This is a genomic window from Polaromonas sp. C04 (assembly GCF_002002705.1).
GTDB lineage: Bacteria > Pseudomonadota > Gammaproteobacteria > Burkholderiales > Burkholderiaceae_C > Rhodoferax_A.
The window spans coordinates 238480-260480 of the sequence record NZ_MUNS01000020.1; the positions used below are offsets into that span (position 1 = coordinate 238480).

15 protein-coding genes are annotated in these 22001 nt (G+C 63.2%); 12 read left to right on the forward strand and 3 right to left on the reverse strand.

All coding sequences use genetic code 11. The features are described from left to right. The first annotated feature begins 13 nt into the window (after positions 1 to 13). The 11 genes from zwf (at position 14) to B0E49_RS02460 (ending at position 13801) form a co-directional block, all read left to right on the forward strand. Entirely contained in the window at positions 14 to 1402 is a 1389-nt protein-coding gene (zwf, locus tag B0E49_RS02410; protein WP_077560368.1) for a glucose-6-phosphate dehydrogenase, read from the forward strand. Further along, entirely contained in the window at positions 1399 to 2106 is a 708-nt protein-coding gene (locus B0E49_RS02415; protein ID WP_077560369.1) for an HAD family hydrolase, read from the forward strand. The genes zwf and B0E49_RS02415 overlap by 4 nt, the downstream gene beginning before the upstream one ends. Next, complete coding sequence (gene tal, locus B0E49_RS02420; protein ID WP_077560370.1) at positions 2103 to 3209, forward strand: transaldolase; 1107 nt, start codon at positions 2103 to 2105, stop codon at positions 3207 to 3209. Before B0E49_RS02415 ends, tal begins: the two co-directional genes overlap by 4 nt. Then, a complete protein-coding gene (gene pgi, locus B0E49_RS02425; RefSeq protein ID WP_077560371.1) occupies positions 3206 to 4861 on the forward strand; it encodes a glucose-6-phosphate isomerase in 1656 nt (551 codons plus the stop codon). Before tal ends, pgi begins: the two co-directional genes overlap by 4 nt. Continuing rightward, entirely contained in the window at positions 4858 to 5826 is a 969-nt protein-coding gene (locus B0E49_RS02430) for a 2-deoxy-5-keto-D-gluconate 6-phosphate aldolase domain-containing protein (protein WP_077560372.1), read from the forward strand. Before pgi ends, B0E49_RS02430 begins: the two co-directional genes overlap by 4 nt. Beyond that, entirely contained in the window at positions 5823 to 7469 is a 1647-nt protein-coding gene (gene pgm / locus B0E49_RS02435) for a phosphoglucomutase (alpha-D-glucose-1,6-bisphosphate-dependent) (RefSeq protein WP_077560373.1), read from the forward strand. Before B0E49_RS02430 ends, pgm begins: the two co-directional genes overlap by 4 nt. A gap of 34 nt (positions 7470 to 7503) precedes the next feature. Then, the gene (gene tkt, locus B0E49_RS02440; RefSeq protein WP_077560601.1) at positions 7504 to 9570 is read left to right on the forward strand and encodes a transketolase; all 2067 of its coding nucleotides are present in this window, start codon (positions 7504 to 7506) and stop codon (positions 9568 to 9570) included. Beyond that, positions 9567 to 9776: a hypervirulence associated TUDOR domain-containing protein gene (locus B0E49_RS02445; protein WP_077560374.1), complete on the forward strand. Its 210-nt coding sequence runs from the start codon at positions 9567 to 9569 to the stop codon at positions 9774 to 9776. The genes tkt and B0E49_RS02445 overlap by 4 nt, the downstream gene beginning before the upstream one ends. A 12-nt stretch (positions 9777 to 9788) precedes the next feature. Then, entirely contained in the window at positions 9789 to 10358 is a 570-nt protein-coding gene (locus tag B0E49_RS02450; RefSeq protein WP_077560375.1) for a DUF488 domain-containing protein, read from the forward strand. Between the two features lie 226 nt (positions 10359 to 10584). After that, the gene (locus B0E49_RS02455) at positions 10585 to 13026 is read left to right on the forward strand and encodes a membrane-bound PQQ-dependent dehydrogenase, glucose/quinate/shikimate family (protein ID WP_077560376.1); all 2442 of its coding nucleotides are present in this window, start codon (positions 10585 to 10587) and stop codon (positions 13024 to 13026) included. A gap of 28 nt (positions 13027 to 13054) precedes the next feature. Continuing rightward, complete coding sequence (locus tag B0E49_RS02460) at positions 13055 to 13801, forward strand: hypothetical protein (RefSeq protein ID WP_174571052.1); 747 nt, start codon at positions 13055 to 13057, stop codon at positions 13799 to 13801. A 506-nt stretch (positions 13802 to 14307) separates the two neighbouring features. Here B0E49_RS02460 and pgl read toward each other — a convergent pair. Genes pgl through B0E49_RS02475 form a run of 3 tightly spaced genes read right to left on the reverse strand, consistent with a single transcriptional unit; the run spans position 14308 to position 17860 of the window. Further along, entirely contained in the window at positions 14308 to 15027 is a 720-nt protein-coding gene (gene pgl, locus B0E49_RS02465) for a 6-phosphogluconolactonase (protein ID WP_077560377.1), read from the reverse strand. Next, on the reverse strand, positions 15024 to 16556 hold the full coding sequence (locus B0E49_RS02470; protein WP_077560378.1) for a mercuric reductase: 1533 nt from the start codon (positions 16554 to 16556) through the stop codon (positions 15024 to 15026). The genes pgl and B0E49_RS02470 overlap by 4 nt, the downstream gene beginning before the upstream one ends. Next, complete coding sequence (locus B0E49_RS02475; protein ID WP_077560602.1) at positions 16556 to 17860, reverse strand: glucoamylase family protein; 1305 nt, start codon at positions 17858 to 17860, stop codon at positions 16556 to 16558. The genes B0E49_RS02470 and B0E49_RS02475 overlap by 1 nt, the downstream gene beginning before the upstream one ends. Before the next feature lie 149 nt (positions 17861 to 18009). Here B0E49_RS02475 and B0E49_RS02480 point away from each other — a divergent pair, with 149 nt between their 5' ends. Next, positions 18010 to 21936: a GH36-type glycosyl hydrolase domain-containing protein gene (locus B0E49_RS02480; protein WP_077560379.1), complete on the forward strand. Its 3927-nt coding sequence runs from the start codon at positions 18010 to 18012 to the stop codon at positions 21934 to 21936. Positions 21937 to 22001 lie beyond the last annotated feature (65 nt).

Consider the following 22001-nt stretch of genomic DNA (forward strand, 5'->3'; position numbering starts at 1 on the left):
GGGGGAGCGAACCATGACGGTATCCCACTGCGACGCCTTTGTTTTCTTTGGTGCCACGGGTGACCTGGCTTACAAGCAGGTATTCCCCGCGCTGCAGGCGATGATCAAGCATGGGCACCTCGATCTGCCCATCATCGGGGTGGCGAAATCGGGCTGGAATCTTGACCAGTTCCGGGACCGCGCGCACGACAGCCTGCAAAAGCATGGCGGTCTGGATGCCGGTGCATTTGCGAAGCTCTCCGCCCGACTCCAGTACGTCGATGGCGATTACCAGGACGACGCGACGTATGAGCAACTGCACCGGGCGTTGGGCAGCGCGGTGCGGCCGTTGCACTATCTTGCCATTCCGCCGGGCATGTTCGAGTCCGTCATACAGGGGCTCGCCAAATCCGGCTGCGCCCGGGATGCACGGGTTGTCGTGGAAAAGCCTTTTGGCCGCGATCTTGCTTCGGCGCAGGCACTCAATCGCACGCTGCACAGATCCTTTGCCGAGGACGCCATTTTTCGCATCGATCACTATCTCGGCAAGGAAGCGGTCGAGAACCTGCTCTATTTCCGTTTTGTCAATACCATCCTTGAGCCGGTCTGGTGTCGCGACCATGTGGCAAGTGTGCAGATCACCATGGCCGAGCAAATGGGGGTGCAGGGGCGCGGCGCCTTCTATGAGGAGGTCGGAGCGATACGCGACGTGGTGCAGAACCACATGCTGCAGGTCATGGCCCTGCTCACAATGGAACCCCCGACGGATGGCGGCCCGGATGCGATACGCGACGAAAAGTTGCGGGTGCTGAGCGCGATGCGCCCGCTGGCCCCGACAGAAGTCGTCCGGGGTCAATTCCGCGGATATCTCGGCGAGGACGGCGTGTCGCCCCACTCGCAGGTAGAGACGTTCGCGGCGCTGCGGCTGTATATCGATAATGCGCGCTGGGAAGGGGTGCCTTTCTACATTCGTGCCGGCAAACAACTACCCGTCACGTGCACTGAGGTGCTGGTCGAGCTCAAGCCGCCGTCCCGTGCGATATTCGATGCCGACGATTGCGGCCGGTCGAACTATTTTCGCTTCCGGCTCAGCCCCGATGTCTTGATTTCGGTCGGGGCACGAACCAAGGCACCCGGAGAATCGATGGTTGGATCGGCCACAGAACTGATCGCACATCACAGTCCCGGCGACGAGATGACACCTTACGAGCGTCTGCTGGGCGATGCGCTGCGCGGAGACGCCGCGTTGTTCACGCGCGGCGACACGGTCGAAGCAGCCTGGCGCGTGGTGGATCCGGTCCTCGGCAACGCCGTGCCAGTCACCAGCTATGAACCGGATACCTGGGGGCCTGCGGCAGCGGAGCAGCTCATGGCCGACGGTGATCAATGGCACAACCCCGCACCGGAGGTGGCGTCTCCATGAAAACGCCAGAGGACATGGTTTTTCTGTTTGACTGCGATAACACGCTGCTCGACAACGACCGCGTGCAAGCCGATCTGCGCACCCACCTCGAGCGTGAATTCGGCGCCGCGAACCGGGATCGCTACTGGGAAATTTTCGAAGCGTTGCGCACCGAACTGGGATACGCGGATTACCTGGGCGCATTGCAGCGTTACCGTCTGGACGCAACGAGCGATCCACGCTTGTTGCAAATGTCTGCGTTTCTATTGGACTACCCGTTTGCCGACCGCTTGTATCCAGGCGCGCTCGACGTGATCAAACATCTTGGCCTGCATGGGCCGACGGTTGTGTTATCGGACGGCGACGTGGTCTTCCAGCCGCGAAAAATCCAGCGCTCGGAGCTATGGCAGGCAGTCGAAGGGCGCGTGCTGATCTATGTTCATAAAGAGAGAATGCTCGACGACATGGAGCGGCGTTATCCGGCCCGCCATTACGTCATGGTCGATGACAAGCTGCGCATTCTGGCCGCCATGAAGAACGTGATGGGCGAGCGGCTGACAACCGTCTTTCCACGCCAGGGGCACTACGCCCTCGATCCCCACAACATCGCGACTTACCCCGCCGCCGATCTGACGGTCGAGCGCATCGGCGATTTGATCCATTGCGACTTGCCGGCCTCGCTGGATGCCATCCGCGCGGGCCATACAGAAAAGAGGTCATCATGAACGCTACCCAACAGCTTCACGAGCTCGGGCAAAGCCTGTGGCTCGACAACATCACGCGCGGACTGCTGGAAAGCGGTACGTTGCAGCGCTACCTGCACGACTTCGCGGTGACCGGGCTCACTTCGAATCCGACGATTTTCGATCTCGCCATTCGAGGTACGAACTTCTACGACGAGGCGATTCAGAAAAAGGCCGCCGCAGGAAAATCAGGCGAGGCCTTATTTTTCGATTTGGCACTGGAAGACCTGACCCGGGCCGCGGATCTGTTTCGCCCCAGCCACGAGGCCACGGCCGGCGTGGACGGCTGGGTCTCGCTGGAAGTATCGCCATTGCTGGCCAACGATGCGGCGGCCACGGTGCGCGAAGCCGCGCAACTCCATGCACGCGCAGCGCGGCCCAATCTGTTCATCAAGATTCCAGGCACGCCAGCGGGCATCATTGCCATTGAAGAGTCGATTTTTGCCGGTGTGCCGGTCAACGTCACCTTGCTGTTCTCCCGCGAACAATATCTCGCGGCCGCCGGCGCCTACATGCGCGGCATCGAACGGCGCATCGCCGCGGGGCGCGACCCAGTCGTCGGCTCGGTCGCCTCGATTTTCGTGAGCCGCTGGGATGTGGCCGTGAAGGACCAGGTTCCCGAAGCGCTTCGCAATCGTCTGGGTATCGCCATTGCGCAGCGCACCTACCGCGCTTATCGCGAGCTTCTGGTCTCGTCGCGCTGGCGCACGCTGGCAAACGCCGGCGCCCGGCCGCAGCGCCTGTTATGGGCCAGCACCGGCACCAAAGACCCGGCAGCGCCCGATACGCTGTATCTGGAGGCGCTCGCTGCGCCCGACACCATCAACACCATCCCCGAGAAGACGCTGCTGGCTTTTGCCGACCATGGCGTCGTGAACGCTGCGATGGCGGCGGATGGCGGCGATGCGCAACAGGTGCTCGCTGCCTTCGCGCAGGCCGGCGTGGACGAGGCAGCGCTGGCCATCCGATTGCAGCGCGAGGGGGCCGAATCGTTCAGCAAATCCTGGAGCGATTTGATGGCGGTCATTGCAAGCAAGAGCGCAACGCTCGCGCAAAGCCAGCGTGGCGGGGGTGCGCAATCATGAATGACCCGGCACCCATATCCCACCCGCGACTTGCCGACCGGCCCGCATGGAAGGCTCTGGCGGCGCATCACGAACAAGTGCGCAATCTGCATTTGCGGCAGATCTTTGCCGACGATCCACAGCGGGGCGAGCGGTTGACCGCCGAAGGCGCCGACCTCTATCTCGACTATTCCAAGAATCGCGTGACCGACGAGACGCTCAAGCTGCTCCTGCAGTTGGCCACCGAGTGCGGTTTGGCCGACCGCATCGAGGCCATGTTCAGCGGCCAGAAGATCAACGCGAGCGAGCAGCGGGCGGTGCTCCATGTCGCCCTGCGCGCGCAGTCAGGCGAGCGGATCGAGGTCGATGGCGCCGACGTCGTGCCGGAGGTCCATGCCGTTCTCGATCACATGGCGATTTTCTCCGAGAGCGTGCGCAGCGCGAGCTGGCTGGGGTATACCGGCCGGCCCATTCGCAACGTCATCAACATTGGCATCGGTGGCTCGGATCTCGGCCCGGTCATGGCCTACGAGGCGCTGCGCCACTACAGCCAGCGCGACATGACGTTCCGCTTCCTCTCCAACGTCGATGGCACGGACTTCGAGGAAGCCACGCGCGACCTGGACCCGGAAGAAACGCTGTTCGTCATCTGTTCCAAGACGTTTACGACGCTGGAGACGCTGACCAATGCGCACTCGGCCCGCGCCTGGAGCTTGCGCAAGCTGAAAGATGAGCGGGCAGTGCAACGGCATTTCGTCGCCGTCTCGACCAACGCCGAAGGCGTGGCGAAGTTCGGCATAGCCACCGCCAACATGTTCGGCTTCTGGGATTGGGTTGGTGGCCGCTACTCCATGGATTCGGCGATTGGCCTGTCCACAATGCTTGCCATCGGAGCGGAGAATTTTCGCGCGATGTTGTCCGGCTTTCATGCCATGGACCAGCATTTTCGCCGCACCCCGTTCGAGCGAAATCTGCCGGTTCTGATGGGGCTGCTGGCGATCTGGAACAACAATTTCCTCGGTGCCCAGACGGTCGCGGTGCTGCCGTATGAGCACTACCTCAAGCGTTTTCCTGCGTACCTGCAGCAATTGACGATGGAGAGCAACGGCAAGCATGTCACCCTGGAGGGCTGTCCCGTCGACGTGTCGACCGGGCCGATCTACTGGGGCGAGCCGGGCACCAACGGCCAGCATTCGTTCTATCAGCTCATCCACCAGGGCACCCGGTTGGTGCCCTGCGATTTCATCGGCTTTTGCCAGTCACTGAATCCGCTGGGGAGCCATCACGACCTGTTGCTGGCCAACCTGCTCGCGCAGACCGAAGCGCTGGCGTTTGGCAAGACGAAAGAGCAGGTCGAGGCCGAAGGAACTCCCGCCTGGCTGGCGCCGCATCGCACCTTTGAAGGCAACCGCCCGACCAACACCGTCCTCGCCGAGCGGCTGACGCCGCAGACGCTGGGGCAACTGGTCGCACTGTACGAGCACAGTGTCTTCACACAGGGGGTGATCTGGCATATCGACTCGTTCGATCAGTGGGGGGTCGAACTGGGCAAGGTACTGGCGCAGCGCATCATTCCCGAGCTTGAAAGCAAGGACGAGCCGACGCTCGGGCACGACAGTTCAACCAACGCATTGATCCGGCGCTACCGCCGGCTCCGGGGGAAAGCATCATGAACCTGGGCTATACCGAGCCGCTTTACCTGTTGCCGTTCGACCATCGCGGCTCCTACGTCAGCGGCATGTTTCATTTCAAACCGCCGCTGACGGCGGACGAGCACGACAGGGTGGCCCGCAGCAAACGACTGATCTACGACGGATTCCGGCAAGCGCTCACGGGCGCGGTGCCCGTCGCCTGCGCCGGCATTCTGGTCGATGAGGAATTCGGCGCCGACATTCTCCGCGACGCCGCATCGAGCGGCTATGTAACCGCGGTCTCGGTGGAGAAGAGCGGCTCGGACGAGTTCGAATTCGAATATGGCGACGCGTATGCCGCGCACCTCGAAGCCTTCAAACCGACCTTCGCGAAGGTGCTGGTGCGCTACAACCCGCAGGGCGACATGGCGCTCAATCAACGCCAGACGGCCCGCCTCAAGCAGCTGTCCGATCACTGCCGGGCGACTGAGCAGCGGTTCATGTTCGAGCTGCTGGTGCCGGCCACGAAGGCGCAGATGGAGCATGTTGGGGCGGACAAGAACGCCTACGACGATCAGCTTCGTCCTGACTTGATGCGCCAGGCCATTCGTGCGCTGCAGGATGCGGGTATTGAGCCGGATGTCTGGAAGATCGAAGGCCTCGAGCGCCGCGAGGATTGCGAACAGCTGGTCGACATTGCGCGGCGTGACGGCCGGGGCGACGTCGGCTGCATCGTGCTGGGACGCGGTGCCGATGAAAAGAAAGTGGTGGACTGGTTGGAGGCCGCCGCGCCAGTGCCCGGGTTCATCGGCTTTGCGGTGGGGCGCACCACGTTCTGGGATGCGGTGGCAGGCTTCGAAGCTAAGGAAATGACGAGACAGGAAGCGGTATCCCACATTGCCGAACGCTACCGAAAATGGGTAAAAATCTTTGAAAAAGCGCGTGTACCCCATGCCAGTTCTGCACATCATGCTACTGAATCAGTAGCAACAAGGACAAAACCATGAAAATCAGCCCCTTGGCTGGCAAGCCGGCCCCGCCGGAGATCCTGGTGAATGTGTCCAAACTCGTCGCGGCCTATTACACGGGTGTGCCCGACCCTTCCGTGCCCGGGCAGCGCGTGGCATTCGGCACCTCGGGCCATCGGGGCTCCTCGTTCGAGACCAGCTTCAACGAATGGCATGTGCTGGCGATCAGCCAGGCGATCTGTGACTACCGCGCTGGTCAGGGTATCAACGGCCCGCTGTACATCGGCATCGATACGCATGCGCTGTCGCAACCGGCATTTGACAGCGCGCTGGAGGTGCTGGCCGCCAACGGGGTGGAGACGATGATCGCGGCCGGCGGCGAATACACGCCGACGCCGGGCATATCGCATGCGATCCTTGGCTACAACCGCGCTCGCACGACGGGCCTGGCCGACGGCATCGTGATCACACCGTCACACAACCCGCCCGACAATGGCGGCTTCAAATACAACCCGCCCAATGGCGGGCCGGCCGACACCGGCGTCACCGGCTGGATCCAGCATCGCGCCAATGCATTGCTGGAATCCGGCCTGAAGGGCGTCAAGCGCATGCCACTGGCGCAGGCGCGCAAGGCCGCGACAACGCACGCGCACGACTATCTCAATGCGTACGTCGCCGACCTCGGCAACATCATCGATTTCGACGTGATTCGCAGCGCCGGTATTCATCTGGGCGTCGATCCACTGGGCGGCGCCGGCGTGCATTACTGGGCGCCGATCGCCGAGCACTACAAACTTGGTCTGACCGTGGTCAGCGAAGAAGTCGATCCGCAGTTCGCGTTCATGACGGTGGACTGGGACGGCCAAATCCGCATGGATCCGTCGTCGTCGTACGCGATGCAGCGGCTGATTGGCCTGAAGGACCAATACGACGTGGCGTTCGCCTGCGATACCGACCACGACCGCCACGGCATCGTCACGCGCAGTGGCGGCTTGATGGAGCCGAATCATTACCTGTCGGTGCTGATCGATTACCTGTTCCAGCATCGACCGCAATGGAACAAACGGGCGGCGATCGGCAAGACCGTGGTCAGCACATCGATGATTGATCGGGTCGCCAAGCGGCTGGATCGCCCGCTTTTCGAGGTGCCCGTCGGCTTCAAATGGTTCGTCGACGGCTTGTTCGACGGCTCACTCGGTTTCGGCGGCGAAGAAAGCGCAGGCGCGGCGTTCCTGCGCAGGGACGGCGCCGTGTGGACCACCGACAAGGACGGCATCGTGCCGGCATTGCTGTCGGCGGAAGTCACCGCGCGCCGCGGCCGCGACCCTGCCGAGCTGTATCGCGATCTCGTTCGCGAGTTGGGCAAGGTGGTGGCCGATCGCATCGAGGCGCCCGCGACGCCCGAACAAAAGGCTGAGCTCGCGAAGCTGTCACCGCAGCAGGTGCAGAGCACCGAGCTGGCCGGCGAGAAGATCGAGGGCGTGTTGGACCATGCCCCGGGCAACCAGGCGCCGATCGGTGGCATCAAGGTTGTCGCCGCCAGTGGCTGGTTTGCCGCAAGGCCATCCGGCACCGAAGACATCTACAAAATATACGCGGAGAGCTTCAAGGATGAGGCGCATCTGCGCCTGATCCTGCAACAGGCGCAGAAGATCGTTGATGGCGCGCTCGCGCAGCATTAACGCTCTGTTTTGGCCGCAGCAACAAGGATTGACCATGTCAGACCCACTCGACCAGCAATGCATCAACACCCTGCGCTTTCTGTCGGTGGACATGGTGCAGAAAGCGGACAGCGGCCATCCGGGGTTGCCGCTGGGCGCCGCACCGATGGCCTATGCGCTGTGGACGCGGCACCTGAAGCACAACCCGCGCAACCCGCACTGGTTTGATCGTGATCGCTTCGTGCTGTCGGCGGGGCATGGCTCGGCGTTGCTGTACAGCTTGCTGTTTGTGACCGGCTACGACCTGTCGCTGGACGATATCAAGCAATTCCGCCAATGGGGCAGCAAGGCGCCGGGCCATCCCGAGCGCGGTCACACGCCGGGTGTCGAAGTCACCACCGGTCCGCTCGGGCAGGGCATGGCCAATGCGGTGGGCATGGCGATGGCCGAAGCGCAACTGGCCGCGCGTTACAACCGCGATGGACACACGCCGGTGGATCATCGGACCTGGGCTATCGTCAGCGATGGCGACCTGATGGAAGGGGTGGCGTCGGAGGCCGCGTCCCTGGCCGGACACCTGCAGCTGGGCAAGCTCACCTGCCTGTACGACGACAACTACGTCACCCTGTCCGCCGGCACGGACATCACCTTCTCGGAAGATCGCGCAGCCCGTTTCGAGGCCTATGGCTGGCATACGCTGACGGTAGCCGACGGCAACGACCTGGCCGCGATCGATGCTGCGTTGCAGGCCGCGCGCGCGGAAGCGGCGCGGCCGTCGCTGATTCTCGTGCGCACCCATCTCGGCTATGGCGCGCCCGAGCAGGACAGCTTCAAGGCGCATGGCTCCCCGCTCGGCGCGGAGGACGTGCGCAAGACCAAGCAGAAACTGGGCTGGCCGACCGAGCCTGACTTCCTGGTGCCCGACGGGGCGCTGGCGCACTTGCGCAAAGCGGTGGACCGCGGCGCGCAGGATGAGGCGGCGTGGAACGCGCGCATGCGCGCCTATGCCGAGGCATTTCCGGATCTGTCCCGCGAATTTGAGGGCCGCTCAGGCGGCGAACTGCCAGCGGGCTGGGATGCGGACATCCCGGTTTTTCCCGCCGATGCCAAAGGCATGGCCACACGCGTTGCCGGCGGCAAGGTGATGAATGCGATCGCACCACGACTGCCGGCACTGACGGGTGGCTCGGCCGACCTGGACCCATCGACGAAAACGGCCTTGAAGGGCCTGGGCGACTTCAATCCTCCGCCCCCACAGGGCGAGGATGAGCAAGGCTCGGAGGGAGGTGGCTGGAGCTACGCGGGGCGCAACCTGCACTTCGGCGTGCGTGAGCACGCGATGGGTGCCGTCATCAACGGCTTTGCTGCACACGGGGGTTTTATTCCTTATGGCTCGACCTTTCTGATCTTCTCCGACTACATGCGCCCGCCGATGCGCCTGGCGGCGTTGATGAATTTGCATGTGGTGTATGTGTTCACGCACGACAGCATCGCGCTGGGCGAGGATGGCCCCACGCACCAGCCGGTGGAACAATTGGCCGGTTTGCGCGCCGTCCCCAACCTCACGGTGATTCGCCCCTGCGACGCGAATGAAACCGCGGTGGCCTGGCGCGTCGCGCTGGAGTCGCTGGATCGCCCGGTAGCGCTGGTATTGACCCGGCAGGACCTGCCCACGCTGGACCGTAGCCGCTACGCATCGGCCGATGGCCTGCGGCGCGGCGCGTATGTGTTGAGTGACCCGCCCGCTGGTGCGCCGGAACTGATTCTTATCGCCACCGGCTCCGAGGTCAGCCTGATCCTGCAGGCGGCCGAGCGCCTGCAAGGAGAGGGCGTCGCGGTGCGTTGCGTGTCTATGCCCAGTTGGGAATTGTTCGATGCGCTGCCGCAAGCCGGGCGCGATGCGGTGCTGCCGCCCTCGGTTCATGCGCGTCTGTCGGTTGAGCTGGGTGCGACCCAAGGGTGGCGCCGCTATGTCGGCGACCGGGGCGATGTGCTCGGCGTCGAGCGGTTCGGCGCTTCCGCGCCGGCCGACGTCTTGCTGCGCGAATACGGATTCACCGTCGACAACGTCTGCGCGCGCGCCAGGGCGTTGCTGAGCACCAAGGGGGTGCAAAAGTCATGACCACGAAATTCAAGATTGGCGATCACGTGCGCTGGAATTCGGAAGCCGGGCACGTCAGCGGCAAGATCATCAAGGTGCACACGAAGGACACCGACTACAAAGGCTATACGCACCACGCCAGCACCGATGATCCGCAGTATGAAATCAAGAGCGACAAGACCGAGCACATTGCCATGCACAAGGGCACCGCGCTGCACAAGATCTGACCGGTGAGAAGCATGGCAACAGCGGCAAACGATCCGGGGCGTGAACTCACGGTCTGGACGATCGGCCATTCGACGCGCCCGATCGAGGAATTCCTTGGCCTGCTTGCCGCGTACCGCATAGAGGCCATTGCCGATGTGCGCAGCTTCCCTGGCTCACGCAAATATCCGCAGTACGGCAAGGAGGCGCTGGCGGCCACCCTCGCAGCGCATGCGCTGGACTACCACTGGCTGCAAGCCCTCGGCGGGCGTCGGCGTGTCTCACCCGATTCGCCGAACACCGCCTGGCGCAATGCCTCGTTTCGCGGCTACGCCGACTACATGGCCAGCGACGGGTTCGCGCAAGGCCTGGATCAATTGCTGGCGCTGGCGAGCCGATCGCGCACCGCGCTGATGTGCGCCGAAGCCGTCTGGTGGCGCTGCCACCGCTCGATGATCGCCGATGCGCTGTGTGTGCGTGGCGTCAAGGTGATGCACATCCTGGATGGCAAGCATGCCACCTTGCACCCGATGACGTCGCCCGCCCGCATTGTGGATGGCCACCTGACTTACTCGTCGCTGGATATCGGTGCGTCCATGCACTGATACGCCGGTGTCCTGGATTAGCCCGGGCGGCGTCAACTTCCAAGTGCGACACCTCATCACGTAACGCAAGAGTTAGGCAATCACAAATTGATGCGCGTATGTTGGCAAGCACACAGACTCCCCCCCGAAGACGCGAAACACTCGCAGAATGCGACGCGATGCGCAACGGCGATTTCGTCGCGCGTTCGGCGGTGGGCTTGTTCATCAACCGTTGCTAGGAGTCGCCATGCTAATCATGATTACCGGATGGATACTTGCGATGCTTGGCGCATTGCTTGCAATGGGGGGAGTGTGGCTCGCCTTCGTCGGCGGCAGTTGGGCTTACATCGCTCTCGGTATCGGATTGCTAGTCAGCGGCATATTGCTGGCCCGATGCCGCCGCGCCGCGCTCAGTGTGTACGCGGCACTGTTGATGGCCACTCTTGTCTGGGCACTCTGGGAAGTCGGCCTCGATCGCTGGGCGCTGATACCCCGAGGGGCGCTCTTTTCCGTCATCGGGCTGTGGCTTCTGACGCCCTGGATCAACCGCCCGTTGAATGCTGTGGCCACCGAGAAAATGCAATCGCGATCGTCCTGGCGGGGCTCGCGCGGCTGGCTTGGCGGCGCGATGATCGTCGTGGTTCTGGTCACCTTGATCTCGATCTTCCGTGACCCGTTCGATGTTGCGGGGCAGTTGCCGCAGGCCACGGCGCAAGCGGCCATCGTTCCAGGCGCGTCCGGCGACGACTGGCTGGCTTACGGAGGCACCGGTTATAGCCAGCGCTATTCGTCGTTGACCGACATCACGCCACAAACGGTGGGCCGGCTGGCACTGGCCTGGACCTTCCATACCGGAGACCCCAAGGGCCCGAGCGACCCGCACGAGACCACGTTCGAGGTCACCCCGCTGAAGATCGGCAACACGCTATATTTGTGCAGCGTGCATGAAAATGTGATCGCGCTCGACGCCGCCACCGGCACCGTGCGCTGGCAGTTCGACCCGCACATAAAGGTCGGCCCCACCAGCCAGCATTTGAGCTGCCGCGGGCTTGCTTACCACGATGACGCAAGCGACGCGGCTTTATCGACTGCGCTGCCAAATGCAACCACTCCCGAAGCCAACCCCGCATCGTCCGCGGTTTCGGCGCCGAATACGCTCGCCGATACACGCTCCGAATCGACCTCGGCCTGCACGCGACGAATCATCCTGCCGACCATCGACGGCCGGCTGTTCGAGCTGGATGCGCTAACCGGCCGCCCCTGCACCGAGTTTGGAGATGGCGGCATCCTGAACCTCGCGGTCAACATGCCCAACTTGCTGCCCGGTTATTACATGGAGACCTCCCCGCCGGTGGTCACGCGCAAGCTGTTGATCATCGGTGCATCGATCAACGACACCGAGTCGGTCACCAATCCATCGGGCGTGATCCGCGCTTTCGATGTGCACACCGGGCGCCTGGTCTGGAACTGGGATCTGGGGCGTCCCGACGTGACGACACCATTGCCGCCAGGGCAGCTTTATACGCCCAACACGCCAGGCAGTTGGCCCGGCGGCAGCGTCGACGAAAAGCTCGGACTTGTCTATTTCCCGATCGAAAACCAATCGCCAGATCAACTGGACTTCGATCGCAGCCCTGAGGTGCAGCGATTTTCGAGTTCCATCGTCGCGCTGGACATCGCCACCGGACAGATGCGCTGGGTCTTCCAGGGGGTGCATATCGACCTGTGGGACCGCGATATGCCGGCACAGCCCACATTGGTTAACCTCACGGTCAGCGGCAGCACGGTGCCGGCGTTGATCGCACCGACCAAGCAGGGCGACCTGTACGTGCTCGACCGCCGTACCGGCAAGCCGATCTTCCCGGTGCGGGAGTTGCCTGAGCCGAAGAGCACCGTGCCCGGCGAAAGGATCTCGCCGACGCAGCCAAGCTCGTCGCTCAACTTCATGCCGCCGCCGCTCACCGGCCGCGACATGTGGGGTGCGACGCCATTTGACCAACTGGCCTGCCGCATCGAATTCCATTCGATGGGCTACCAGGGCCCCTATACCCCGCCTGCTACGCAGCGCACGCTGGTGTACCCGGGCAATGCCGGCGTCTTCAACTGGGGTGGCATCGCCGTTGATCCTGTCAGGCAAGTCATGGTCGCGACACCGGTGCGTCTGGCGTTCACCTATCAGCTCTTTGCGCGCCACGACGCGACCACGAACTACGTCAGCGCCGGCCAAAAAGAACACTGGAACGAGAACTATGGTGGCCGTTATGCGATCAAGATCGGACCCTTCATGTCGCCGCTCGGGCTGCCATGCCAGCAGCCGCCATGGGGCTCGATTGCCGGCGTCGATCTGCGTACCGGCAAACTCGCCTGGATGCACCGCAACGGTACCGTACGCGACCAGATGCCCAAGTTCCTGCCGATCCCGTTACCGATGGGCGTGGCCAGCCTCGGCGGCCCGTTAATTACTGCCGGGGGCGTCGCGTTCTACAGCGGCACGCTCGACAACTACCTGCGTGCCTACGACGTGACGACCGGGCGCAAGCTCTGGCAAGCGCGCCTGCCCGCAGGCGGACAAGCCACGCCAATGACGTATCGGGTCAATGGCAAGCAGATGGTGGTGGTCGCCGCGGGCGGCCATGGCTCCTTCGGCACCACGCTGGGCGACGAGGTGGTCGCCTACACGTTGAAATAAACGGCACGCTTTGCATCAAGGAGGACTGATGGCGATCTCGAGAGAAGCACCGTCGCTTCACGATCCGCTGGCGAATAAGCTGAGCACCGCCGACGACCGCGTCTTGCTCAGCCACTGGTTGCCGCCGCAAGCCGGCGTCGCGCCGAAGGTTCGCATCGGCCGGCATTGGGTCAATGCGCTGTGGGCATTGCCACTGATCTTTGTGCTGCTCGTTATCTGTGTGGCCGTGGCCCAGGCGTTGCGGCTACTTCCTGCGGTGCAGGAGTTCCTGGTGCGTTACCCGGGCATTCCACCCTCGGTTGCCGTCACCACTGGTTTCCCCGGCTGGCTCAGGTTGCTGCACTTCCTGAACTTCTTCTTCATGGCCTTCATCATTCGCGCCGGAGTGCAAATTCTCGCGGACCATCCGCGGCTGTACTGGAAGCGCGACTGCACGCCGGGCACCGAGTGGTTTCGCTTCCAGAAGGCGGTGCCGACCGGGCGGATCTGGACCGCGAAGGACGATTCGGTAACGATTCCGTCGTGGCTGGGCATCCCCGGCATTCGCCATTCGATCGGGCTGGCGCGCTGGTGGCATTTTTCGGTCACTTTATTGTGGATGATCAACGGCATCGCGTTCTACGTGCTGCTGTTCACCACCGGCCAGTGGTTGCGGCTGGTGCCGACGACCTGGAGCGTGTTTCCGAACGCCGTCTCGACCGCAATCCAATACTTCTTGCTGTACGTGAAATCAAGGCAGCGTCAGACAGCCTGTTTCGCCGCCGCACCATCATGAACTGCTCCGAGGTGTGTCCCCAAAGGCTGGAGTCGGCCCATGCCATCGAGATGGTCAGGCTCAAAATGTTGAACGGACACAAGGACGGCGCTCTGCAAGTCCATCCTGTGCCGCCGATACGGTAGGACGCAGAGCGCCTCTTGCCATCGCGTTCAGGCGAGTGGTACGACGCGAAACTGAGCTGCACGCCCAATCAGGCTGATCATTTCGACTGCGGCATGAATGGTCAGTCGGTGCGCGGTAAAGCGTGGCCTCGGTGCGATGCGGATGGCCATGTCGCGAGCGAGATCGAGACCGGACTGCACTTCGCCCGATGGGAAGCCCTCTTGGGACCGCATGGCCCTGAGCCGCCCTCGTTGTCCCACAGCGAAAGCGCCCGTTGGCGCAGTTGTGCGGTACTTGGAAAATCAAGCTCTTTGTTATGCATGAGGAACTCCTGCAAGGTGTTTCAATCGGCAAGTGATGATGAGCCAATTCCGGGCGCTGGTTTCAACCCTGTTTTCAATCTAGGCCGTGCCAGCTGGCAACAGCATCGCCTCCACCAGCACGTCGACTCCCCCCTCTGGGTGAATGGCGCGCGCCGGAATATCGGCGCCTGCGCGCCATTGCATCACCGCATCACGTTTGGACTCGCCTTCGACCAGGAACAGCACCGCACGCGCGCGACTCAGGCGCCTGGCGCTGAGGGACACGCGCTGCGCCGGTGGCTTGGGCGCATCCAGCACGGCCAGCGCGTCCGCCGCGTCTGCATCGGTACCCCAGTCGTGGTCTGGAAACAGGCTGGCGGTGTGGCCGTCTTCGCCGAGCCCCAGCAGCACCAGATCAAAGTCGCCAACATGGCGCAAGGTGTTGGCGTAGGCCTGCGCGGCCGCTCGCGCGCCACGTTCAGCGGGCAGGGCATGCATCTGGCTTTTCGGGATCGCAACATGGTAGAGCCATGCTTCGGCCGCCATCCGGCTGTTACGTTCGGGGTCAATGGTGGGAAGGCAGCGCTCGTCGCCGAAATACACCTGCCAGCATGACCAGTCGGTGTCGGCGCCGCGCAGCATCCGGTACACGCCCTGCGGCGTGTTGCCACCGGCAAGCACGATCGCGAAACGGCCGCGTTGCTGGATGGCGTCGGCCGCGGCCACCAGAATGCGCTGGCAAGCCGCATCGCGCAGCGCTGCGGCGTTGGCGACACCGTGCCATCGCACGGCGGCGGCGTTGGGTGCTGGGGGACTCATGGCGTGTTCCTGGCCAGCCAGCGGCGCAGTCGCGACTGGATTCGCGGGGTCAGACGCGTGCGGTTGTAGGCGTCGGCCGCCTGACGGATCGCTTCAGCCTGCGTGGGATAGGCATGAATGACCCGGGCCAGCGTGCGCAGACCGATACCCGCCACCATGGCCAGGGTGATCTCGTTGATCATGTCACCCGCATGGCGGGCAACGATGGTCGCACCGAGAATCTGGTCCGTTCGCTCCCTGACGTGGATTTTCACGAAACCGCCATTCTCGCTGTCGGTCACCGCGCGGTCGATGTCGTGCATCGGAATCGTAAAAGTCTTGACCGGAATGTGCTGCCGGTTGGCCTCCCGCACATACAGGCCGACGTGGGCGATTTCCGGATCCGTGAAGGTGCACCAGGGGATGACCAGCGCGCTCAAGCGTTCGCGGCCGCGGAACAGCGCGTTCTGCACCACGATGCGCGCCGACGCCGTGGCGGTATCGGTGTACTGGTATGTCAGGCAGACGTCGCCGGCCGCATAGATATGGGGGTTGCTGGTGCACAGGAAATCGTCGACGCGGATGCCGTCTCCCGCTGCAAAATCGACGCCGGCGGCTTCCAGGTTCAGCCCTTCGACATTCGGTGAGCGGCCGACGCCGGTGAGAATCGCATCGACCGCGATCGTGTTGCGGTAATCGTCGCTAACAAGATCGACCAGTTTCTGCCCATTCTCCATGCGTATGGCAACGACGTTGGTATTCAGCCGTACCTCGATGCCGTCGCGCTCAAACGCATCCGACAGAATCTGTGCCGCGTCACGTTCCTCCTTGCCGAGAAACAGTGGCATGTCCTGCACGATGGTGACTTGAGCACCGAACCGGCAGAACGCCTGCGCCAGTTCGCAACCGAGCGGGCCGCCGCCGATCACCAGCAGGCGGCGCGGCAGTTCGGTCAGCTTGAAGACGTCTGCGTTGGTCAGGCAACCTGCCTCTCGAAGGCCGGGGATGGACGGAATATGCGGCCTCGCGCCGGTCGCGATCACGGCTTTCTTGAAGTGCAGCGTTTTATCATTGACCGTCAACGCGTCGGTCCCGGTGAAGCATGCGTTGCCGAAAAACACATCCACACCGAGCGCGGTCAATCGCCGCGCCGAATCGCCGCGGCTGAGATGACTGCGAATACGGCGCACGCGCTCCATGACCGCGGCAAAGTCGACCCGGATATCGTCCGGGATCTGCGCGCCATAGTGCGTGGCGTTGCGCATATCGGCATACAGCCGGGAGGTGCGGATGAGTGTTTTCGACGGTATGCAGCCGGTATTCAGACACGTACCACCGATCAGGCGGCGTTCGATCAGCGCCACCCTGGCACCGAGCGCGGCGGCCGTTTCCGCTGCGGCAATGCCAGCCGGCCCGGCACCGACGATCACCAACTGGTAACAGTCCGCGGGTTTCGGATTCTGCCACGCGGCAGGATGCACATTGGCAAGGCGCGCGTGCTCATAGGCGTCCTGCAGGGTGGCTATCGGTACATTGTTCTGCGGCGACATCAGCGTGCTCCATGGATGCACGGTGGCTGCAGCCAGCCGCCGCGAAATCCCGCATGGTGCAAACCGCTCCTGATGCAGGGGCAACTGCGCATCAGCTGCCAGATCCACCCGGTGCGATGGTTCTCTATCATCATGAGCACAATGCCCTGATCGAGTCCGTAATGCCCAGCGGAAGTCCACGGCCGCCCGTCGGCGTCAGCCAGTGTCGGGTTGAAGCTGCTGCAGAAGCGACCTTCGGTCAGCGTCTGCGGATAGCGCTCCATTATGTTGCGCACGGCATCCAGCACGATCTCGGGCGCGAACGGCAGCGATGACAGCACGGACGGGGCGGACAAGGTGCCGTCGTCCGGTCCGTACGGCACACCGCGGGCGGCATAACCGAACAGGCGCCGGGTTTCGTTGGATACATCGGCCTGCTCATCGCTGGGGCCATCGCAGGCGGACAGGCCCCAGCAGTTCTGGTCGTAACCGGCGAATTCGTGCGGGTTGCGCTGCGCGTACTCACGCTGGACGTAGGCAGCGCGCCGGCTGTTTTCGAAATAGTCCGAGCGCTTTTCATGCATGAAACTGTCATGGATGCCCCGAAAATCAATCCAGGCGTGCGAGAAATGATGCACGAACAGCGGGCCTGCATAAAGGTAGTCGTGGCCGTACAGGTTTTCCCACTGGTAGGTGGCCGTCCATGCCTGGTAGCAATCGCCCTTGATCGGGTGCGTGGGCGAGCCCATGGCAAGCACGTACAGCAGGATCGCTTCGCTATAGCCTTCCCAACCGTAGTGCAGGAATCCGCATTCGGGCTTCCAGCCTTGCCGGATCGTCTCACCATCGTCCTGTGCCCAATGCCAGTCAATACGGCGGTAAAGAAAGTCGACCAGGCCACGCAACTCGATTTCATCGGCCGTTTCTGCCGTGAAATACATGCTCGCGGTCAGCGCGCCGGCGATGAGCAGCGCCGTATCGATCATCGACAGCTCCGATCGCCAGACACGCGCGCCTGTGTGGATGTCGAGAAAATGATAGTAAAACCCCTTGAAGCCGGTCGCCGTGGGGCTGCCACTCTGGTCGCTGTTGCGGAAAAAACGCAGTGCGGCGAGGCTGCATTGGACCGCATCGGAACGCGCCATCCAGCCTCGCTCCACAGCCACCGGATACGATGACAACGCAAAACCGACCACCGCGATGCTGACGGGCGAGTTGTCACGCGATGTGTCGGCCACCAGGCCGTTGAGCGGATTGACCGTTCGCAGAAAGTAGTCGAATGCCGCTCGCTGCAGGGAATCAAGCAATGCTTCGTCGGTTGGCATGGGCAGGTAAATCACCTATGGATGCTACTCCGACCACTGCGCGTGTGTACAAGTTCCCGCGACTTTGCGCCGCTTCAAGCGTATGCTAATAGCAGCTCTTGCACCGCATCGCAGATCAACACGGATCGCAGTCAGGGAGCACGCACCTCATGCAGTATTGCCAGACATCCTTCACCCACGCGCCGCCACCGGTGCAGTTGCTGTCGAACGGCCGCTATACGGTGATGTTGAACGCTGCGGGCTCGGGTTACAGCAACTGGCGTGAATTCGCCGTGACCCGTTGGCGCGAGGACCCTGTGGCCGACGGCTGGGGCAGCTACCTGCTGCTGCGCGATGAGGTCAGCGGTGCGGTTTGGTCGGCAGGACTGCAGCCTTGCGGCAAGGAGGCAGATGACTATGCGGCCGCGTTGTCAGACGGCCACGTCGGCATCACGCAGCGCTGGGGCACGCTGACCACCGCACTCAATGTGGCGGTCGCTGCTGATCGCGATGTCGAACTGCGCCGCGTCACGCTCACCAATCACGGCGACATCCCGCGGGAGCTCACGTTGACCTCGTATGCGGAATTGGTGCTTGGACCGGCGGGCGCCGATGCGGCCCATCCGGCGTTCTCCAAGATGTTTGTGCAGACGCAATGGGTGGAGCAGGGCGGCATTCTTCTCGCTACGCGACGGCGTCGCTCGCCCGACGAGCCCCAGGTGTGGGCAGCCCATGTGGCGATGGTCGAGGAAACTGACGGGGGTGTTGGCACGTTCGAAACGGATCGCGTGCGCTTTCTCGGCCGTGGCCGCACACTGCGCCACGCGCTGGCCATGGAGCCCGGTGCGGCACTGTCAAACACCTGCGGGTGTGTGCTCGACCCGATTTTCAGCTTGCGCCGGCAGGTGTGCGTGGCGCCCGGCGCGAGCGTGCGGGTGGCGTTCTGGACCGCACTGGCTGACTCGCGTGAGGGTGTACTTGCGCTCGTGCAGCCATTGCGTGCGAGCGGCGCCTGCGAGCAAGTGCTGGCGGGATCACTGGCCCATGCCGTCGCAGAGCAGACGCGCCTCGGTATCGATGCCGTGCAGGCGGAGCGCTTCGGATATCTTGCCGGTGCCCTGATTTATGCCGACAGCCACTTGCGCGCACCTGCCGCAATGCTGGAGCGCGGCAGTGGTGGGCCGCCCGTGCTCTGGAGCAGCGGCATTTCCGGCGACCGTCCCATCGTGCTGGCGCGCATGGCCGGCGAATCTGATCTGGCATGTCTGGATGAGTTGCTGCTGGCGCAGCAGTACTGGCAATCGAAGCGCCTGGGGGTTGATGTGGCGCTGCTCGACACCGCGGTCAGCGATGGCGATCCCCTGCATGCCTGGCTGGATGTGCGAATGCAGGCGCAGAATGCCCGGCTGAAGGCCGATCGCGAGGCCGTTGGCGCCGCGGTGTTCATGCTGCGCGACACCCTTATTTCCGATGCCTTGCGCGCCGGCTTGACCACCGCCGCCCGCGTTGTGCTGGATGCGGAGCACGGTTTGCCTGCGCCCGTCTCCAAAAATGCCCACGACGACTGCGAACTGTCCACCGCACCGTCTGGCAATTCCTACCCCCCCACACAAGCAGCAGATGAGGACGTCACTTCCACTGTCCCAAGCCCGATTCCGAAACGCGAGTTCGACAATGGCACAGGGGGGTTCATCGAGTCCGGCCGCACTTATGCCATTACGCTCACCGGCGATCGCTGTACGCCGGCGCCTTGGGTCAACGTGATCGCCAACCCGTGCTTCGGCTTCCTGGTGTCAAGCGAGGGCGGCGGTTATACGTGGTCACTCAACAGCCAGCAGAATCCGCTGACGCCCTGGCCCAACGATCCGGTCAGCGACACGCCGCATGAGGTGCTGTACCTGCGTGATGAGGACAGCGGTGCCTTGTGGAGTGCGACGGCGTTGCCGATCCGTGTGGTGGACGCGACCTACACCGTACTCCATGGCAAGGGCTATAGCCGCTTCGAACACCATGCATATGGCGTCGATGTGGCGTTGTTGCAATTCGTGCCACCCGCAGATCCGGTCAAGCTGTCGCGCCTGCGCCTGTACAACCGTTCCTCGCGCACGCGCCGCCTGTCGGTGACCGGCTATGTGGAATGGGCCCTGGGTGCAAATGGCACGGTGCCGGCGCCGTTCGTGGCAACCTCGTGCGATGCCGCGACCGGCGCGCTGTTTGCGCGCAATACGTGGCGTGCAGAGTTCGGTGAGCGCATGGCGTTCATCGACCTGGGAGGGCGGCAGCAGTCATGTACCGGCGACCGCCTGGAGTTTCTCGGGCGCTATGGTGCGGTCGATCGTCCGGCCGCGCTGGCGGGCAGGGCTCCATTGTCGGGGCGCGTCGGTGCCGGGTTGAACCCCTGTGGGGCGCTGCAGACCTTCATTGATTTGGCGCCCGATGAGCAGGTCGACATTGTGTTCATGCTCGGCGACGCCGCTTCGGTTGACGAGGCGCGGGCGCTGGTTGAGAAATATCGCACAACCGATCTTGACGCCGTGTTGGGTGAGGTGCATGCGCAATGGGATGCGGTGTTGGAGACGGTGCAGGTGCGCACGCCGGATCGCGCGATGGATATCCTGCTGAACGATTGGCTGCTGTATCAGGTGCTGGGTTGTCGGGTCTGGGCGCGCACGGCGTATTACCAGGCCAGCGGTGCCTATGGCTTTCGCGATCAGTTGCAGGATGTGATGGCGCTGTGCGTCAGCCGCCCCGACATTGCGCGCGAACACCTGCTGCGGACGGCGGCGCGGCAATTCAGGGAAGGTGATGTCCAGCATTGGTGGTTGCCGCCTTCAGGGCAGGGCATCCGCACGCGCATCAGCGATGACCGCATCTGGCTGGCGTATGTCGCGACCCATTACGTCCAGACGACCGGCGATGCCGCTGTACTGAACGAAAGCCTGCCCTTTCTCGAAGGCGCCGCGATCAAGGCGGGCGACACCGATGCGTTTTATCAGCCTGGTGTTGCCAGCGAGCAAGCCAGTCTGTACGAGCACGCTGCGCGAGCCATCGATTCCAGCCTGACGTTGGGCCCCCATGGCCTGCCATTGATGGGCACCGGGGACTGGAATGACGGCATGAACAACGTGGGCGCGCTGGGCCGCGGTGAAAGCGTCTGGCTAGCCTGGTTTTTGCTGGCCACGATGAATGCCTTCGCGCCATTTGCCGACGCACGCGGTGAGCATGCTCGTGCTGCCTCCTGGCACAGATATGCGGCGGCGTTAAGGAGCGCGCTCGAAGGCCCGGTGGGCTGGGATGGCGAGTGGTATCGGCGAGGCTACTACGACGATGGCACGGCACTCGGGTCGCAAGATAGCGAGGAATGCCGGATCGACACGATTGCGCAATCTTGGAGCCTGATGTCAGGTGCCGCCGATCCCGGCCATGCCGCCCAGGCCATGGCCGCAGTCGACAAATACCTGGTCCGGCACGACGACAAGATCGCGCTGCTGTTCACGCCGCCCTTTGACCACACGCCACTCAATCCCGGCTACATCAAAGGCTACCCGCCCGGAATTCGGGAAAACGGGGGGCAATACACGCATGGTGCGACCTGGTCAATTTTTGCCCGCGCGATGCTCGGGCAGGGAGACGGCGCAGGCGAATTGTTCAGCATCCTCAATCCCATCCGGCACAGTGCAACCGCCGATGCGCTGGCGCGCTATCAGGTCGAGCCCTACGTAGCCTGCGCCGATGTCTATTCGGTGGCACCGTACATCGGGCGCGGTGGCTGGACCTGGTATACGGGCTCGGCCGGCTGGCTTTATCGTGGCGGGCTGGAGGCCATCCTGGGGTTTCATTTGCAGGGTGATCAGCTGCTGCTCAGCCCCTGCATTCCCAAGTCCTGGCCAGGCTACCGGATTGTGTATCGCCGTCGTGGCAAGCACGGCACAGTCACCCGTTACGAAATCACCGTGGAAAATCCGGCCGGCGTTAGTTGTGGCATCGCGTCCGTTGCACTCGATGGCGCGGCGCAAGTCAACGCCGCCCGCAACGTGGTTCCTATCCCGTTGCTCGACGATGGGCGGGTGCATCTGGTTCATCTTGTGCTTGGTTAGAACGTGATGCCCGATCGGGATTGACATCCTGATGCGGGGTGCCGTTTGGATCCGGCCTTGTCAGT

Bases quoted from the DNA above. Each gene is read 5' to 3' on its own strand.
- B0E49_RS02480 (WP_077560379.1), top strand. From the start codon at position 18,010: ATGCAGTATTGCCAGACATCCTTCACCCACGCGCCGCCACCGGTGCAG.
- tal (WP_077560370.1), top strand. From the start codon at position 2,103: ATGAACGCTACCCAACAGCTTCACGAGCTCGGGCAAAGCCTGTGGCTC.
- tkt (WP_077560601.1), top strand. From the start codon at position 7,504: ATGTCAGACCCACTCGACCAGCAATGCATCAACACCCTGCGCTTTCTG.
- pgi (WP_077560371.1), top strand. From the start codon at position 3,206: ATGAATGACCCGGCACCCATATCCCACCCGCGACTTGCCGACCGGCCC.
- B0E49_RS02470 (WP_077560378.1), bottom strand. From the start codon at position 16,556: ATGTCGCCGCAGAACAATGTACCGATAGCCACCCTGCAGGACGCCTAT.
- pgl (WP_077560377.1), bottom strand. From the start codon at position 15,027: ATGAGTCCCCCAGCACCCAACGCCGCCGCCGTGCGATGGCACGGTGTC.
- B0E49_RS02430 (WP_077560372.1), top strand. From the start codon at position 4,858: ATGAACCTGGGCTATACCGAGCCGCTTTACCTGTTGCCGTTCGACCAT.
- B0E49_RS02415 (WP_077560369.1), top strand. From the start codon at position 1,399: ATGAAAACGCCAGAGGACATGGTTTTTCTGTTTGACTGCGATAACACG.
- B0E49_RS02450 (WP_077560375.1), top strand. From the start codon at position 9,789: ATGGCAACAGCGGCAAACGATCCGGGGCGTGAACTCACGGTCTGGACG.
- B0E49_RS02460 (WP_174571052.1), top strand. From the start codon at position 13,055: ATGGCGATCTCGAGAGAAGCACCGTCGCTTCACGATCCGCTGGCGAAT.
- B0E49_RS02475 (WP_077560602.1), bottom strand. From the start codon at position 17,860: ATGCCAACCGACGAAGCATTGCTTGATTCCCTGCAGCGAGCGGCATTC.
- pgm (WP_077560373.1), top strand. From the start codon at position 5,823: ATGAAAATCAGCCCCTTGGCTGGCAAGCCGGCCCCGCCGGAGATCCTG.
- zwf (WP_077560368.1), top strand. From the start codon at position 14: ATGACGGTATCCCACTGCGACGCCTTTGTTTTCTTTGGTGCCACGGGT.
- B0E49_RS02455 (WP_077560376.1), top strand. From the start codon at position 10,585: ATGCTAATCATGATTACCGGATGGATACTTGCGATGCTTGGCGCATTG.
- B0E49_RS02445 (WP_077560374.1), top strand. From the start codon at position 9,567: ATGACCACGAAATTCAAGATTGGCGATCACGTGCGCTGGAATTCGGAA.